Source organism: Arthrobacter sp. NPDC058127 (assembly GCF_042884555.1).
Taxonomy (GTDB): domain Bacteria; phylum Actinomycetota; class Actinomycetes; order Actinomycetales; family Micrococcaceae; genus Arthrobacter.
Map to the genome: position 1 here is coordinate 13,660 of NZ_JBHVTT010000011.1, position 15,292 is coordinate 28,951.

Annotated in this window: 18 protein-coding genes and 2 tRNA genes; 13 read left to right on the forward strand and 7 right to left on the reverse strand. The window is 63.3% G+C overall.

Features of this window, described 5'->3' with window-relative positions:
• Positions 1-62 precede the first annotated feature (62 nt).
• The 8 genes from ACFVTG_RS14940 (at position 63) to ACFVTG_RS14975 (ending at position 3,414) form a co-directional block, all read left to right on the forward strand.
• A tRNA-Asp gene (locus ACFVTG_RS14940) sits at positions 63-136 on the forward strand.
• Positions 137-186: 50 nt separating this feature from the next.
• Positions 187-262: transfer RNA gene (locus ACFVTG_RS14945), tRNA-Phe, on the forward strand.
• 303 nt (positions 263-565) lie between these two features.
• A complete protein-coding gene (locus ACFVTG_RS14950; RefSeq protein ID WP_390281588.1) occupies positions 566-1,039 on the forward strand; it encodes an Asp23/Gls24 family envelope stress response protein in 474 nt (157 codons plus the stop codon).
• Positions 1,036-1,227 (forward strand): hypothetical protein, encoded by a 192-nt coding sequence (locus ACFVTG_RS14955; protein ID WP_284754683.1) that lies wholly within the window; start codon positions 1,036-1,038, stop codon positions 1,225-1,227. The genes ACFVTG_RS14950 and ACFVTG_RS14955 overlap by 4 nt, the downstream gene beginning before the upstream one ends.
• Positions 1,224-1,607, forward strand: a complete 384-nt coding sequence (locus ACFVTG_RS14960; RefSeq protein WP_390281590.1) for a hypothetical protein — start codon at positions 1,224-1,226, stop codon at positions 1,605-1,607. The genes ACFVTG_RS14955 and ACFVTG_RS14960 overlap by 4 nt, the downstream gene beginning before the upstream one ends.
• Positions 1,604-2,299 carry a DUF6286 domain-containing protein gene (locus ACFVTG_RS14965; RefSeq protein WP_390281592.1) on the forward strand — a complete coding sequence of 232 codons (696 nt, stop codon included), beginning with the start codon at positions 1,604-1,606 and terminating at the stop codon, positions 2,297-2,299. The genes ACFVTG_RS14960 and ACFVTG_RS14965 overlap by 4 nt, the downstream gene beginning before the upstream one ends.
• Positions 2,296-2,907 (forward strand): hypothetical protein, encoded by a 612-nt coding sequence (locus ACFVTG_RS14970; RefSeq protein ID WP_390281594.1) that lies wholly within the window; start codon positions 2,296-2,298, stop codon positions 2,905-2,907. The genes ACFVTG_RS14965 and ACFVTG_RS14970 overlap by 4 nt, the downstream gene beginning before the upstream one ends.
• A gap of 201 nt (positions 2,908-3,108) precedes the next feature.
• Complete coding sequence (locus tag ACFVTG_RS14975) at positions 3,109-3,414, forward strand: hypothetical protein (protein WP_390281597.1); 306 nt, start codon at positions 3,109-3,111, stop codon at positions 3,412-3,414.
• Between the two features lie 123 nt (positions 3,415-3,537).
• Here ACFVTG_RS14975 and ACFVTG_RS14980 read toward each other — a convergent pair whose 3' ends face one another.
• Positions 3,538-5,286, reverse strand: coding sequence for a glycoside hydrolase family 13 protein (locus ACFVTG_RS14980; protein ID WP_390281813.1), 1,749 nt, complete (start codon positions 5,284-5,286; stop codon positions 3,538-3,540).
• A 239-nt stretch (positions 5,287-5,525) separates the two neighbouring features.
• Between ACFVTG_RS14980 and ACFVTG_RS14985 the strand changes: the two genes are divergently transcribed.
• The 5 genes from ACFVTG_RS14985 to ACFVTG_RS15005 all read left to right on the forward strand — a co-directional run bounded on the left by ACFVTG_RS14985 (position 5,526) and on the right by ACFVTG_RS15005 (position 10,235).
• Positions 5,526-6,806 (forward strand): ABC transporter substrate-binding protein, encoded by a 1,281-nt coding sequence (locus tag ACFVTG_RS14985; protein ID WP_284754675.1) that lies wholly within the window; start codon positions 5,526-5,528, stop codon positions 6,804-6,806.
• Between the two features lie 87 nt (positions 6,807-6,893).
• Complete coding sequence (locus ACFVTG_RS14990) at positions 6,894-7,916, forward strand: carbohydrate ABC transporter permease (RefSeq protein WP_284754673.1); 1,023 nt, start codon at positions 6,894-6,896, stop codon at positions 7,914-7,916.
• Positions 7,913-8,788, forward strand: a complete 876-nt coding sequence (locus ACFVTG_RS14995) for a carbohydrate ABC transporter permease (protein ID WP_284754671.1) — start codon at positions 7,913-7,915, stop codon at positions 8,786-8,788. Before ACFVTG_RS14990 ends, ACFVTG_RS14995 begins: the two co-directional genes overlap by 4 nt.
• Positions 8,785-9,057, forward strand: coding sequence for a hypothetical protein (locus ACFVTG_RS15000; RefSeq protein WP_284754669.1), 273 nt, complete (start codon positions 8,785-8,787; stop codon positions 9,055-9,057). The genes ACFVTG_RS14995 and ACFVTG_RS15000 overlap by 4 nt, the downstream gene beginning before the upstream one ends.
• 119 nt (positions 9,058-9,176) lie before the next feature.
• Complete coding sequence (locus tag ACFVTG_RS15005; protein WP_284754667.1) at positions 9,177-10,235, forward strand: LacI family DNA-binding transcriptional regulator; 1,059 nt, start codon at positions 9,177-9,179, stop codon at positions 10,233-10,235.
• A gap of 33 nt (positions 10,236-10,268) precedes the next feature.
• Here ACFVTG_RS15005 and ACFVTG_RS15010 read toward each other — a convergent pair whose 3' ends face one another.
• The 6 genes from ACFVTG_RS15010 to ACFVTG_RS15035 all read right to left on the reverse strand — a co-directional run bounded on the left by ACFVTG_RS15010 (position 10,269) and on the right by ACFVTG_RS15035 (position 15,215).
• Positions 10,269-11,138 (reverse strand): hypothetical protein, encoded by an 870-nt coding sequence (locus ACFVTG_RS15010; protein WP_284754665.1) that lies wholly within the window; start codon positions 11,136-11,138, stop codon positions 10,269-10,271.
• Between the two features lie 32 nt (positions 11,139-11,170).
• A complete protein-coding gene (locus tag ACFVTG_RS15015; RefSeq protein ID WP_234752737.1) occupies positions 11,171-11,977 on the reverse strand; it encodes an exodeoxyribonuclease III in 807 nt (268 codons plus the stop codon).
• Positions 11,978-12,041: 64 nt separating this feature from the next.
• A complete protein-coding gene (locus ACFVTG_RS15020; RefSeq protein WP_390281603.1) occupies positions 12,042-12,608 on the reverse strand; it encodes an HdeD family acid-resistance protein in 567 nt (188 codons plus the stop codon).
• Positions 12,609-12,685: 77 nt separating this feature from the next.
• Positions 12,686-13,270, reverse strand: a complete 585-nt coding sequence (locus ACFVTG_RS15025) for a dihydrofolate reductase family protein (RefSeq protein WP_390281605.1) — start codon at positions 13,268-13,270, stop codon at positions 12,686-12,688.
• Between the two features lie 98 nt (positions 13,271-13,368).
• On the reverse strand, positions 13,369-13,995 hold the full coding sequence (locus tag ACFVTG_RS15030) for a response regulator (protein ID WP_390281607.1): 627 nt from the start codon (positions 13,993-13,995) through the stop codon (positions 13,369-13,371).
• Positions 13,992-15,215 carry a histidine kinase gene (locus ACFVTG_RS15035; protein WP_390281609.1) on the reverse strand — a complete coding sequence of 408 codons (1,224 nt, stop codon included), beginning with the start codon at positions 15,213-15,215 and terminating at the stop codon, positions 13,992-13,994. Before ACFVTG_RS15035 ends, ACFVTG_RS15030 begins: the two co-directional genes overlap by 4 nt.
• Positions 15,216-15,292 lie beyond the last annotated feature (77 nt).

The following is a 15,292-nucleotide window of genomic DNA, read 5'->3' on the forward strand; positions in this document are numbered from 1 at the left end:
AGCTGGAAGCCTTGAAAAAAGCGGTAGAGATACTGCAAGCGTAGTAGAGATACTACAAGCAAGGCCCTGTAGCGCAGTTGGTTAGCGCGCCGCCCTGTCACGGCGGAGGTCGCGGGTTCAAGTCCCGTCAGGGTCGCTTTGATTGCCGGAAGGAATTCCGGCAATCATGGTGACATTGTCACCTAAGGCTCTGTAGCTCAGTTGGTAGAGCGTTCGACTGAAAATCGAAAGGTCACCGGATCGACGCCGGTCGGAGCCACCACTGGGAAGCGTCAGTTCTTCGGAACTGGCGCTTTTCTTCATTTAACCTGCAGTGGAAAAGCCTGGGGTTATTCAGTTTGTGCCTAAAAGGGCGAATATATCCATGCGCACGCGCCATTTTCACGCCTACGCGACGGATTCTGCTCAATCACTCGAATGGACAAACCCCGGAGCCTTGGAATCACGCGGCCGGCCACCTACACGACTCGGAGTGATCCAGCAGAATCTCACGGCGACGGCCGGCTTGTCTCCGCCTTGTCTTGGCCAAGCGCTAGGGTGGTACTCAAGAGAAGGGGAGGGCTAAATGGACCAGCAGGAAAGCTACACCGCGCCTGAACCGGAAGCCGTTGGGGCTCCGGTATCCGAGGACCGGCAAACGGTGGCAGGAAGTGGCCGCACAGTGATCTCGGATTCCGCTGTCGCCAAGGTTGCCGGTATTGCCGCCAGGGCTGTTCCAGGTGTCTATTCCCTCGGGTCAGCTCCTTCGCGCGCCCTCGGAGCCATCCGCGATGCCGTCGGCAGCCAGGACCATGCTGCGGGTGTCCGCGCCGAGGTCGGAGAAACCCAGGTGGCCGTGGACATCAATCTTGTGGCCGTCTATGGATGCCCTTTGCATGATGTCGCCAACCAGGTCCGCGCGGCCGTCTATCGGGCGGTCGAATCGTTGGTGGGCCTGGAAGTCATTGAGGTCAACGTTGAGATCAACGACGTCTACGTCGCTCCGCCCATCAAAGCCGGAACAAAAGGCCCATTATCGGAAAGGGAGCCACTCCAGTGAGCATGACTGTTGTCGGGATCGGGATCGGCGCCTTCGTGGCGTTCATGGCTTTCCAATTCGGGCTGTGGGGTTTTATCATCGCCCTTCTCTTCATGGGCATCGGTGCGCTTCTCGGCCGCGCCGCGGACGGAAAGCTTGACCTGCGCACCGTGCTGGATGCCCTCACCGGCCGCCGTTCATCGTCATGAGTTCCACGGCTGAGGCTGTGCAGCCAGCCGTCTCCCTGGCTGGCCACAACCGAATCAGCACCCAGGCCCTCACCACTTTGGCCCAGGCGGCCGCCGCGGAAGCGCTCGGTGTCTCGGCGCAGGATGTCCGGGCCGAATGGTCGGACGACGACGGCCTCCTGGCACTCTCGGCTGTCGCCCCGATCCGTGTGCCCTCGCTGACGGAAGTCCTCAGGGACCCCCTGCGGGTAGCGGGATACGGGGGCACGGTCTGGGAGCGGGCCGTAGCTGCCAAAACGGCCATTCTTGAGCGCGTCACCCAACTCAGTGGTTCCACCTTGAGCCGCGTGGATATCCGGATCAGCGGCGCACGCATCAGCGAAGGAGCTCGCGTCCGATGAGCCACGCCCAGACCCCGCACGCCCGGCGCAGCCACGCGGACGCTACGCACGCGCAGACGGCCGACAGCGAGACCCCCGGCATCCAGACACCAAGGACCACCGATTTCGGCGACCGCATCGACGTCGGACTCCGGCGCATCCTCAAGCGCGAGACCCGTTCATCCCGCGCGGGAATGGCGGGGCTGGCCGCGGCCCTTGTGATCGCGGCCTGTGTCTATGCGCTTCTCGAATCCGCTTTGCGCGCCATTGGCCAACCACCGTGGCTCATCGATCCGCAAACGGCTGCTGAACGGCTCACCGCCCTGCCGGGAGGGATTTCCCCCTTGCTGCTCGGTTCCCTCGGCGGCGTCGTGGCCATGGTGGGCCTGATTTTCTTCTTGAACGCGGTCCTGCCCGGCCGAAAGTCCCGCCACTTGCTTGAGGATCCCCGGGCCGGAGTTGTGGTGGACGACGAGGTCATCGCTTCTGCACTGGCCCGCGCTGCCCGGACGGCGGCGAATGTCACCCAGGAGCAAGTCATGGTGGTGGTTTCCCAACGGCTGGTTGTGGTCAACGTCCGTCCCACCTCGGGCGTGCCCTTGCACGAGGAACGGGTCTTTGCCGCCGTCGAGGATGAACTTCAAAAGATGGCCCCTTCGCCCATGCCTTCGGTCCGTGTCAATGTCGCTACGTCGGGGGTGATCGGGGCATGAACGGCACTCCGCACGTCCTCAACCGCATCCTGATCGGCATCCTTGGCCTGAAGCTGCTGGCCATCGGCATTCTCCTGATGCTGCTCGCCACTGTTCCCGCCGTGGGAAGTTGGTGGCAAGGCTGGTCCACCGGGCTCTGGGAACACGCCAAGTACCTCTCTGAGCAGACCCGCATTCCAGGACGGGAGGAAAGCTGGCTCTGGGTTGCCGCAGCAGCGGTGCTGGTTGTCCTGATCGTGCTCATGGTGGCCTGGGTGTCGCAGCAAGGCAAAGGCCGGGCAAACCTCATCGTGTCCGAGTACGATGACGCCCGGACCGCCGGCGATGTCAGCATCGGCGGGAACCTTGCTGAACAGGCGCTCAAGGCGGCCCTCGCGGAACGTACGGATCTCGCGGGCGTCACGGTGGCAACCTACGAGGTCAACGGTAGTCCCGGGCTCCGGATCAGGGTCCAGCCCCGTCAAGGCGTTTCCCCGCACACGCTGGCCGCTGACGTCTCCAGGCTCGTGGAGGCGTTGGACATAGTGGTGGGACGCAAGACTCCCGTGTTGATTCATATCGGGGCCGGCGCGAGGACCAGGTTCAGCAAGGCCGAGCGCGTTCGTTGAACTGACACGCAACCGTTATTAATCGGATAGCCATGTTCCTTTCCCGGGCGTTTTGCGTTGCAGAGGTGTCCGTGGGGCCATAGTTTGAAGGGTAGGGGGAACTCTTCCCTTTGGTTGGGCTTGCCCCGGCCGGCACCGGACCTTGGGTCCGAGTCAAGCCGATGGACCAGAACACTTTGGACCAGGAACAAGGAGAAAACCATGAGCGAAGAAGTCAACAACATCAAGCAAAGCGCCGAAGCCGCAGCTGAACAGGCCAAGCACGTCGCAGGCGATGCCGCTGAGCACGTCAAGGAATTTGCCGGCGAGGCGGTCGGGAACGCGAAGGAATTTGCCGGCGATGCCGCGGAGCACGTCAAGGAGTTCCTCTCGGGTGACGTGGCTGAGAAAGCCAAGGAAATCGCGGGTGACGTTGCCGGCAACGCCAAGGACCTCGCTGGTGACGTGGCCGAGAACGCCAAGGGCCTCGGCTCCAAGATCGCCGGTTTCTTCAAGGGCGGCAAGTAGGCTCCACGCCGGATCATTACGGCGCCTTCCTGACCCTCTTTGGCTAGAGAACGGGGCCGACACGCACAACTTGCTGCGTGTCGGCCCCGTTTCCGTGCGAAAGAAGGTCAGGAACGACGTCCCCTAAAGCGCCACGAGGTACGCCCCGATATTCGGGACAATCGAAGCCCCGCCCGAGCCGCCATCGCTGGAGAGCTCCACCCGGAGCCCGGCCGGTACGGGGAGAGCTGCAGTCCCCATGTTGATTACTACCAGCACGTCCCGGTTGTGGAAGGCCAGGACTCCGTTGGCGGGATCGTGCTCCTCGGCCCACTGGAACGTGCCCGAACCCAGGCCGTGGGCCCTGCGGAATGCGAGGACGGAGCGGTACAGCTCCAGGGTGGAGCCCCCGACGCCGGCCTGGACGTCCGCCGCCAGCTCGCCGAACGCTTCGGGCTGGGGCAGCCAGGGCGCCGCAGGCGCTCCACCGGCAGTACCGGCTCCGCCCGTACCTGCCGACGCCGCTTCCGAGAATCCGAAGCCGGGTTCCGCGGATTTCCAGGGCAGCGGCACGCGGCACCCATCGCGGCCGCGCTCCACGCCCTTGGTACGGAAGAATGATGGGTCCTGGCGAGCCTCGGCCGGCAGGGACGTGTGCTCTGGAAGGCCGAGTTCCTCACCCTGGTACAAATAGGCCGAGCCGGGCAGGGCGAACGACACCATGGATGCCGCGCGCGCCCGCGCGAGGCCCAGGGCGGCGTCGGGCTGTTCGTCTTCCGCCGCTATTCCCTTGGGGAAAGTGGTGGGATCTTCCAGCCCGAAGCGGCTGGGGTGTCGGACCGTGTCGTGGTTGCTCAAGACCCAAGTGGAAGGAGCCTCGACGGATCCCGCCGCGTCCAACGAAGATTCGATTGCCTCCGCCATGCGCTCCGCGTCCCAGCCTGCCAAGAGGAAATCGAAGTTGAAGGCCTGCTGCATTTCATCCTTGCGCACGTACCGGGCCAAGCGCTCAGCAGGCTCCACCCAGGCCTCGGCAACCAGCATGCGGTCGCCGTCGTACTCGGCGAGGACTCTGTGCCATTCGCGGTAGATCTCGTGGACGCCGTCCTGGTCGAAGAAGGGCGACGGCGGGTCCAGCGGCGGCTTGACCTTGTGCTCGACGGCGGTCGCGACGGGCCCGGCGGAGTTATCGGCTGCGGGGACAATGTGCAGCCTGGCCGTGTGCGGTTCGACGGCTTCGCTGTGGGCGCCTGGTGCGGATAAACCACCTTCAACCATGGCGGCAGCGCCGTCCCAGTCCGGCAATCCGGCTTCTTTGACCAGGCCGTGGGCAACATCCACCCGGAACCCGTCAACTCCGCGGTCCAGCCAAAAGCGAAGTACCGAACGCATCTCATCATGGACCTCGGGGTTCTCCCAGTTGAGATCGGGCTGCTTCGTATCGAAAAGGTGCAGGTACCACTCGCCGGGAGTGCCGTCGTCGTTCGTTAGGCGCGTCCACGCAGGGCCGCCGAAGATGGATTTCCAATTGTTGGGGGCCAAAGCCCCGTCCCCGGAACCCGGCTTGGAGTCTTTGCCCGGGTGGAACATGTAGCGCTCGCGTTCGGGGGAGCCGGGGGCGGCTGCAAGGGCTTCGCGGAACCATGCGTGCTCGTCCGAGGTGTGGTTGGGCACGAGGTCGACAATCACCTTGATGCCCAGGCTATGTGCCTTCTCCAGCATGGCGTCGAAGTCATCCAGGGTGCCGAAGAGGGGATCCACGGCCCGGTAGTCCGCCACGTCGTATCCGGCGTCAGCTTGCGGCGACTTGTAGAACGGGGAGAGCCACACGGCATCCACGCCCAAACTTTGCAGATAGGGCAGTTTCGCCGTGACCCCGGCAAGGTCGCCCATGCCGTCGCCGTTGGCATCGGCGAAAGAGCGGGGATAGATCTGGTAGACGACGGCGCTGGCCCACCACGCGGAATTGTTGGAACCGGGGGTTGGGATCGGGGAGTGCGGCACTGGATTCCTCTCGATGACACATTTTTGTGTAAACGCTTGCATTACTACCCGGAAGCTTACTAATGTGAGGCTCACCACATCAACCGCACTGCGGAAATACCTGGTCCACTCACTGAGGAGTTCCCAGCATGAACACACGCAAGTACCTTTTGCCGGCAGCTGTCGCCGGCGTGCTAGCCATGTCCCTGTCCGCCTGTGGTGGCGGCGGTGGCGGCAGCACCGCCTCAAGCGGCGGAGATGCCGCAGCAAACCTCGACGGACGTGGTCCAATCACCTACGTCCAGGGCAAAGACAACAGCAACGTTGTCCGCCCGCTCGTCGATAAGTGGAATGCGGCGCACCCGGACCAGAAGGTCACCTTCAAGGAGCAGTCCGACCAGGCGGACCAGCAGCACGACGATTTGGTCCAGAACTTCCAGGCCAAGAACGTCAATTACGACGTCGTTGACGTGGACGTCATCTGGACCGCCGAGTTCGCGGCGAAGGGCTGGCTGCAGCCGCTCACCGACAAGATGAGCATCGACACGTCCAAGATGCTGCCTGCCACCGTCAAGACGGCAACGTACAACAACACGCTGTTCGCGGCACCCCAGACCTCGGACGGCGGCATCCTCTACTACCGCAAGGACCTGGTGCCCACCCCGCCCAAGACCTGGGACGAGATGATGAGCATGTGCTCCATCGCGAAGCAGCACGGCATCGACTGCTACGCAGGACAGTTCGCCAAGTATGAAGGCCTCACCGTGAACGCGGCTGAAGCCATCAACTCGGCCGGCGGCACGATCGTTGGAGACGACGGCAAATCGACGGTGACTTCTGCGGCCGCCAAGGCTGGCCTCAACAACCTGGTCACCGCCTACAAGAACGGAAACATCCCCACGCAGGGCGTCACCTACCAGGAGGAACAGGGCAGGCAGTCCTTCGAAGACGGCAAGCTCCTCTTCCTGCGCAACTGGCCCTACGTCTACAACCTCGCCAAGACGGACGGTTCGTCCAAGGTGAAGGACACCTTCGGCATGGCTCCGCTCCCCGGTAAGAGCGGCCCTGGCGCCTCATCCCTCGGTGGACACAACCTCGCCGTCAGCGTCTACTCGGCACACAAGGCAACGGCCAAGGACTTCCTGACCTTCATGACCAGCGAAGAGACTGAAAAGTTCTACGCCACGCAGGGCTCGCTGGCCCCGGTCCTGAGTTCCTTGTACGACGACCCCACCCTGGTCCAGCAGCTGCCGTACCTTCCGGTGCTGAAGACCTCAATTCAGAATGCCGTGCCGCGCCCGGTCACGCCGTTCTACCCAGCAGTCACCAAGGCCATTCAGGACAATGCCTACGCTGCCATCAAGGGTGACAAGTCCGTCGATCAGGCAATGACGGATATGGACACGGCCATCAACTCGGCCAGCCAATAGCGACACCTACAGTGAACCTCGGGCGGCTGGCGCTTCACGCGACCAGCCGCCCGAGGGGCACGCTATCAATTTCCGGAAGGAGGGGAAATGTCCACCCTTGCGCAGCCTAAGCGGGCGCCAGAGACACCAAGCCCCAAAACCAAAAAAGTTCAAAAAGAAGTAGGACAGGACCGGGCGGCCACGTCTCAAGGCCGGTGGGCGTTCTGGTTGATTTCCCCTGCTTTGGTATTGCTCGCCGTTGTCATCGTGTACCCGGTGGTCAACGCGATTATCATGGCGTTCCAGAAGGACCAGGGCCTGGATCCGGTGACCAAGGTCTTCGTCCAGGGCGGACCCGCCGGCTTCGATAACTTCGTCCACTGGTTGGCACAGCAGTGTGGCTCCGCAGCCTGTGCACCTGGCACTCTTGGCGCCCAATTCTGGAGCGCCGTGGGAACGACGTTCTTCTTTACGGCGGTCACCGTTGTCTTGGAGACGGTCCTCGGGTTCTGGATGGCCATCATCATGGCGCGGACGTTCCGCGGCCGCAGTGCCCTTCGTGCCGCTGTCCTGGTTCCGTGGGCCATTCCAACGGCCGTAACCGCGAAGCTGTGGTTCTTCATCTTCGCTTTCGACGGAATCGCCAACAAGCTCTTTGGCACGGCAATCCTGTGGACAGGCAGCGAATGGCCGGCCCGTTGGGCGATCATCATTTCAGACGTTTGGAAGACGACGCCGTTCATGGCCCTGCTGATTTTGGCTGGCCTGCAGATCATCCCGGCGGAAGTATACGAAGCCGCGAAGGTCGACGGTGCCTCGGCATGGCAGCGTTTCACCCAGATCACCTTGCCGCTGGTGAAGCCGGCGCTCATGGTGGCTGTCCTGTTCCGTGTCCTTGACGCACTGCGTATGTATGACCTCCCGGCCATCATGACCCAGGGCTCGAACGGTACAACAACGCTGTCCATCCTGGTGGTTGACCAGATCCGTCAGGGATTCAACTCAGCAGCGGCCCTGTCCACCATCACCTTCTTGATCATCTTCCTCGTTGCGTTCATTTTCGTTCGTTTCCTGGGAGCCAACGCAGTCGCCTCAGCCACACCCAAGACCACCAAGGGGCAGGACAAATGACCGCCGTGAGCATTGACTCCGCGCCTAAGACAGCTGCCCGACGGCGGGAACGCTGGGCGAGCGGGCGCACGTACATCAGCGCAGCGCTCATCTTCATCTGGTGCTTGATTCCCTTCTACTGGATGATCGTGACCGCGTTCCGCGACGTTGGATATACCTTTGATTCGACGCCTTTCTTCACCCACGTCACGTGGGACAACTTCAACACGGTGTTCTCTGAAAGCCTGGGCAACCACTTCGGCCGGAACCTCTTGAACTCGCTCTTCGTGGCAGGGGTAACCACCTTGGTTGCCCTGCTCTTCGGGGTGTTCGCGGCGTATGCCTTGTCCAGGCTCGAATTCCGCTTCAAGTTCCTGGTCCTCGGCTTTGTCCTCGGGGCATCGATGTTCCCGGGCGTGGCCTTGGTGACGCCGTTGTTCCAGCTGTTCACCAACATCGGCTGGTACGGCACCTATCAGGCGCTGATTATTCCAAACATCTCGTTTGTGCTCCCCCTGACGGTCTACACCTTGACGTCCTTCTTCCGGGAAATGCCGTGGGAGCTGGAGGAATCAGCCCGGATTGATGGCTGCACCCAGGGTCAGGCATTCCGCAAGGTGATCATGCCGCTCGCGGCGCCAGCCGTGTTCACCACAGCCATCCTGGCGTTCATCGCATCGTGGAATGAGTTCCTCATCGCGAGCCAGCTGTCCAATGACCAGACCAAGACCGTTACGGTGGCTATCGCCTACTTCGCCGGTGCCCAGGCCCACCAGGAGCCGTACACCGCCGTCATGGCAGCCGGAACAGTTGTGACGATTCCGCTGGTGATCCTCGTGCTGATCTTCCAGCGCAAGATCGTGGCGGGCCTGACAGCCGGCGCCGTCAAATGACGCAAACTCCGGATTCGGCCGGGCCGTCCCTCGGCGGCCCGGCCAAGGAGCAGCACACGCGAGTGAAATCGGCGGAAGATTTCGACCTCGTGATAGGTTTTCTCGGCTTTTGGGCCTTGGTCCTGCTGGTGATCACGGTGGCTGCCGAGCTCACGGCCCAGCCCGCATTGGGCTGGGCCCTGGGCCTGCTCGCAGTGTTGCTGGCCCTGTGGGGGATGCTTCGGCTTCGCCGGCGGCTCCCCGCGCGGACATCCAGGCGCATCACGTGAGTAGCGAGCGGAAATAAGTAGCGCGGAATCGGCGGAAGGCAACCAAGCGGAATACGCTGGTTATCTGCCGTCTGGGAAGGAACCCCCGGCTTCCGCACGGATTCTTTGAGGGGGCTTGAGTGGCAAAAACGAGTGAACGGTCCCAGCGTGGCGGCCACGCCGGAGCCAGCATTGAGGACGTCGCACAGGCCGCAGGCGTTTCCACCGCCACCGTTTCCCGCGCAGTGCGCGGCCTTCCCCGGGTGTCTCCGGCTACCCGGGAGAAGATCCTGCGGGTCGCGGGAGAACTCGGGTATGTGGCGTCGTCGTCCGCTTCGGGACTGGCCACGGGCCGCACCAAGACGATCGGTGTCCTGGCCCCTTACGTGGACCGCTGGTTCTTCTTCAAGGCGATCGAGGGTGTAGACCGCGAGCTCCACGCTCGCGGCTACAACCTCTCCTTGTTCAACCTTGGCGGGCAGCGCGGAGCACGGGAACGGCTCTTCAGCAAGACGATGGTCTATAAGCAGATCGATGCTCTCCTGGTCCTCTGTATGTCCCTGACGTCCGAGGAAATCGCCGATCTCCAAAGGATCGAAATCCCCTTGGTGATTGTCGGCGGTCCAGTGGAGGACTGCCCGAGCATCGGCATCGACGATTACGCTGCCTCGGTGGAAGCCACCATGCATCTGTTGAATCTCGGCCACCGGGAGATCGCGCTGCTCCATGGCCAGGACGATTCCGACCTGAACTTCACCGTGCCGCGACTGCGCGTTGACGGTTTCACGGATGCCATGACGAGCGCGGGCTTCTCCATGCCTCCGGAATGGGACATTTTCGGAAACTTCACTGTGGGCAGCGGCCAGGAAGCCTTCGACGAGCTCTGGAGCAAGCCCGGGCCGAAACCGACGGCGATCTTCTGTGCTTCCGATGAAATGGCCATGGGAGCCATGTTGCAGGCGCGGCGCCGTGGCGTCCGCGTACCGGAAGAATTGTCCATCATCGGCATTGACAACCATGAATTCGCCGAGGCCATGGGCCTGACAACCGTGGCCCAGGACCCCGTTGAACAAGGCCAACTGGGCACGCGCATGCTGTTGGACGAATTGGCCGGGGCCGCGGGTTCCGTGCGGTCCATGAAAGCACCCCACCGGCTGATCGTGAGGGAAACCACCGCACCGCCCCGCCCCAGGGACTAGCCCGCTCCGCGAGCCAAGACGACGCGAACAGAGCTAGGAAGCCCGGGCCAGCTGCCTGATGGGGATCCAGCGGGAAGCCAGCCTCCGATAAGCAGCGGCCGCTCCCGTCATGTCTCCCTCGGCCAGGCATTCGATGCCGAGCCTGACATCCATAGGCGATTCATCCGGGTACACCTTGTCCGCCACGGCGCCATAATCCAGCTCGACCATTGACTGCACATGGAACAACTCAAGCCATTCGGTGAGCTGGGTGAGGTCGTCCAGCATGTCCAGGTCCGGGGCGGCGAGGGCGAGGTTGGCTACGGCAAATCGTGCACGGTCCAAGGCATCCGTCAATGAGGCCCAGACCCTGACCGTCAGGATGCGGCCGCCTGATTCCACCACATCCTTGCGGTCCGATTCCTGGAACAGCGAGAACCAGCTGAAGGGGATGCCCCACGTTGAAGCCCTGGTGTGCACGCGCTTCGCGTCATGGCTGGCGTTGATTCGGTCGATGCGTGCCTGATGGCGGTCTCGCTGGTCCACAGGGATAAGAAGGTCCGCAAGCGGTCCGTGGATACCTTCCATGAGGGCGTTGGCCGCCAATCCTGCCCGGATGACCAGCTGGCTGGGGCAGTAAAGCAGCCGTCCGGCGTCGGGGTCGTTCCGATCTCCGGAAGGAACCCGGGTGATGCGGACCAGATCGGTGCTGCCGGTGGGGAAAGGGTCCCCGCCCTTGCGGGTGACCCGTCCGAGGGAAGCGAGCAGCTCGGCATTTTCGACGGCGGCCCGCGAACCGCTGCGGGTACCGCTCGCCACGAGCTGCTGCCGCTGGTCCTCGGGGAACGCCTCGAGCGGTTCGTAGACGCGCAACGCTGAAGAGAAGGGCAGCCCTGCCTGGCTTCCATATAGCTTTCCGCTCATAGCGGGCCCGCCTCCTCCGTCATTGTTGCTGCTCAGTCCGTAAGCTCCACGATCACAGGAGCGTGGTCCGAGGCGCCCTTGCCCTTGCGCTCCTCGCGGTCGATCGACGCTCCCGTGACGCGCGCGGCCAGCGCGGGGGAGGCCATGACGAAGTCGATGCGCATGCCCTCTTTCTTGGGGAACCGCAGCTGCGTGTAGTCCCAGTAGGTGTAGACGCCGGGACCTGGAGTGTAGGCGCGGGCGACGTCGGTGAAACCGGCCGCCTCGAACGCCCGGAAGGCCTCGCGCTCGGGTTCGCTGACGTGGGTGAGTGCGTTCGCCCTGAAATAGTCGATGTCCCAGACATCCTCGTCCAGCGGCGCGATGTTCCAGTCGCCCATGAGCGCCACCTGGGTCTCTGGGTTCTCCGTGATCCAGCCGGCGGCATGGCCCTTCAGGGTGTCCAGCCACTTGAGCTTGTACGGCATGTGTTCGTCATCCAGGGAACGGCCGTTGGGAACGTACAGGCTCCACACCCGGACCCCGCCACACGTTGCGGCAATGGCACGGGCTTCCTGGACAGGATCCTTGCCGGCCTTTCCGAAGGCGGGCTGGTCAACAAAGGTGCGTTCGACGTCGTCGAGCCCTACACGCGAGGCGATCGCCACACCGTTCCATTGGCTCAGGCCGAAGTGCGCAACCTCGTAGCCCATGCGCTCGAAGAGCTCCCACGGAAAGTTGTCATCTTTGCACTTGGTTTCCTGCATGGCCAGGACGTCGCAGTCACTGCGCTGCAGCCAAGCCTCGACGCGGTCGGCACGTGCGCGGAGCGAATTCACATTCCAGGTAGCTATCTTCACAGCCACTAACTTACCGAACTTGGGACCTGGCGCATCCCCCTGGGGTGGATTGCTCCCGCAGGGGCTAATGGGCGAGCATCACCGAAGAGGAAGCGCGCCTGCGGAGTTTGATGCCGGAGGCGATCAACAGAACGCCACTGACCGCGGCATATGTCGCGAGGAGCGCCACCACGCCCAGGAATCCCGCGCCCGGATTGACGAGCACAAAAAGTCCAAAAACGGTGGTGACCAACCCGGTCAACATCCAGATCCACCAAGCCCTGACTGTCGTCCTGATGTCCCTCGCAAGGATGATCTGCGAAATCCCGAGGATCAAGGCCCATGCTCCGATGAGGAAGCCAAGCGCCGCGGCGGTGATGCCAGGCCAAGAAACCGCCACGAGCCCGGTCGCGACGGAGATGAAGCCGCCAATCATGCTCCAGCGGGAGTGGCGCGCAGGGTCGTAGAAGTAGTGGGCCATGTCAGTGAGTCCGTCGGTGATGGCGTAGACGCCGAACACATAGACGAGGGCAAATACCGTGGCGACCGGCAGGGAAGCAACCAAGAAGGCCAAGAGAAGGGCCAGGGCTCCCCGGAAAATGAGCGCCGTTCCAGAATGCTGGAACAACTTGCGTCCTGCGGTGTCGGACATAGGGTCAGTTTAGACCCGGCGCGGTAGCTGGTGAAGTGGCCAGCGGTCTTCGTCTACTGCACGGAACCACCGCTTAGTTATCGGCGGGTGTAGTGGGCGATGATCACGCCCTTGGTGGTGGTGACGGAGTCGGTGAGCTCGAACTCGGTCAGCGGGGCTGGGCCTTCGAACAGCCGCGTCCCGGTACCCAGGGTCAGTGGGTGGATCAGCAGCGTGAAGTTGTCTATGAGCCCGGCGGCGTGCAGGGAGCGGACAAGCGACGCGCTGCCGATGATCGTCAGATCGTTGCCCGGCTCGGCCTTGAGCTTGGCCACCGTCTCGGCGGCCTCGCCTGAGAGCAGAACGGAGTTCTGCCAGGCATCGGCGTTCTCCAGCGTCCTTGACACAACGTACTTCGTGGCTGCGTTCATGTACGCGGTGAACGGGTTGTCGTCGGCGCGGGTGCTCCAGGCGGTGATGAAGTCGGTCCAGGTCCGGTGTCCGAACAGCATGTCCGTGGGTTTCGCCATGCCCTTGCCCATCTCACGGCCCATGACCTCGTCGTTGTACTTGCCGCCCCACCCACCGTGGGTGAAGCCACCGCGGGTGTCCTCGTCCGGACGGCCCAGTCCCTGGATGACTCCGTCGAGGGTGATGGACAACGTGGCATTGATCTGGCGCATGACGTGCTCCCTTGCTTCTGCGGACCGCTCTCTGCGGCCCGGTCACCCCCTATACGAATGGCGACCGGCCAAATCGACACCAGCATCCGAATTTTTTCTTAGCGCATCCCCTCGCGGCGAATGGCCACTGCAATCGCGGCCGCCCGTGTCTCGACGCCGAGCTTGGCGTAGATGTGCGCCAAATGCGTTTTGACCGTGGCCTCGGAAATGAACAGGCGTTTGCCGAGCTCACGGTTGCTGAGGCCTTGGATGAGGAGGCTGAGCAGTTCGGCTTCCCGCGGGGTGAGGACCTCGTCCGGGTTGCGCAATTGCTGGAACAACTTGCTGGCCACAGGTGCGCTCATGACGCTCTTGCCTTGCGCCGCGCCCCGGACCGCAGCGAAGATCTCCTCCGGCGCGGCGTCCTTGAGCACGTAGCCCATGGCACCTGCGTCCACGGCCCTCACGATGTCGGCATCGGAATCATAGGTAGTGAACACCAGTACCGCTTGCTGCTTGCTCGCTTGACGCAGGCGCTTGATCGCCTCGATTCCGTCCATGCCCTGGCCCATGGCGAGGTCCATCATGACGACGTCGGCCGGGTGCTGTTGCGCTACAGCGAGGGCTTCCTCTCCGGATGCGGCTTCTGCGACGACGGTGATGTCCGGCTGGGTGCCGAGCAAGGCCTTGAGTCCGCTGCGGACCACCAAATGGTCATCGACGAGCAGGACCGAAACGGGGTTCATGGAGTGTCTTTCTTGATGGGCGCCTGGTTTGCCCTGCTGGGTTCCATAACGGGCAGCGGCAGTTGCGCGGCCACGACGGTTCCTTCTCCAGGGGAGCTCTCCACTGAAAATACTCCGCCGAGTCGTTCCACCCGTTGGCGCATGGCACGTAGACCGTAACCTCCCTTTTCCGACGGCGGAGGTACCGCAGCGGGATCAAAGCCGCGGCCGTCGTCGAACACGTCAAGGGTGACAGCCCCGGGAAGGAATCCCAGCGTCAAACTGGCGTGCTCAGCGTGGGCGTGGAGTTTGATGTTGGCCGCCGCGCTCTGGGTCACGCGCACCAGGGCATGGCGGACCTCGTCGGGTACCGGGCGGGGATCGCCGGTGACGAGGAGGACTACGGAGCCGAGGTATTGGCGCGCGGCCTGTTCGAGGGCCTGGGGCAGCGGTCCGTTCTCCAGCCCGGGAGCGGAAAGTTCGTGGACCAGGCTGCGGGTGTCGGCCAGGTTCTGCCGTAGGAGCGTCCCGGCCCTCTGCACTTCCGCTTTCGCTCCCTCTTCAGGCCACGACCGTTGCGCGGCTTCGAGCAGCAGCAGGCTGCTGGCGAGGCCTTGCGTGACGGTGTCATGGATTTCCCGCGAAACACGCTCGCGCTCCGCGGTGATCCCGGCTGCGCGTTCGCTGGCGGCCAGGCGTTCCTGTGCTTGGGAGACGTCGGCATGGAGTCGGCGTTGCAGCGCGGCGTCCTGCTCGATTCGGTCGTAGACCAACGTGAGCAGAACCGCAGCGGCTATGGGCCCGAGCAGCATAGCTACGTCGGTGTCGCCGCTGAGGCGGAACAGCCCGATGGCCGTTGCAATTGCCGTCAAACCCGCGGCCAGATAGGCGATCCAACCGCTGAAGGCCGCGCGCGACAGGAAAAACAAAGCCAAGGAGCACCACGCAAAACTCGGTGCGGCGATGACCAGCACAGCCCAGGCGAGCACGAGCGCCACCATCCACAACAGCCACGGCTGGCGCCGCTTGACCAGCACCGCCACCACTGCATAGAGAATGCAGACCGCGGCCGCCAGGGCCACTGTCCAGAGATTGTCGGCCGGGCTGTGCCGCAGGACGTAGCGCACGCCGGATGCCACCATGAGCACGGCGAAGCTGAGGTGAACCACTGCATCAATCGGGCCCAGGGTGGGGCGGAAGGCAGCGGCGCGGGAGGCCGTCCCGTTCGGAGATTCCGGCATTCTTCCCATGCTAGGCGCGTTCCGGTCGCCGGTCTCTCCGCCTTTTGGCTGATACCGGGAGCGGAAAGGATGAGGCC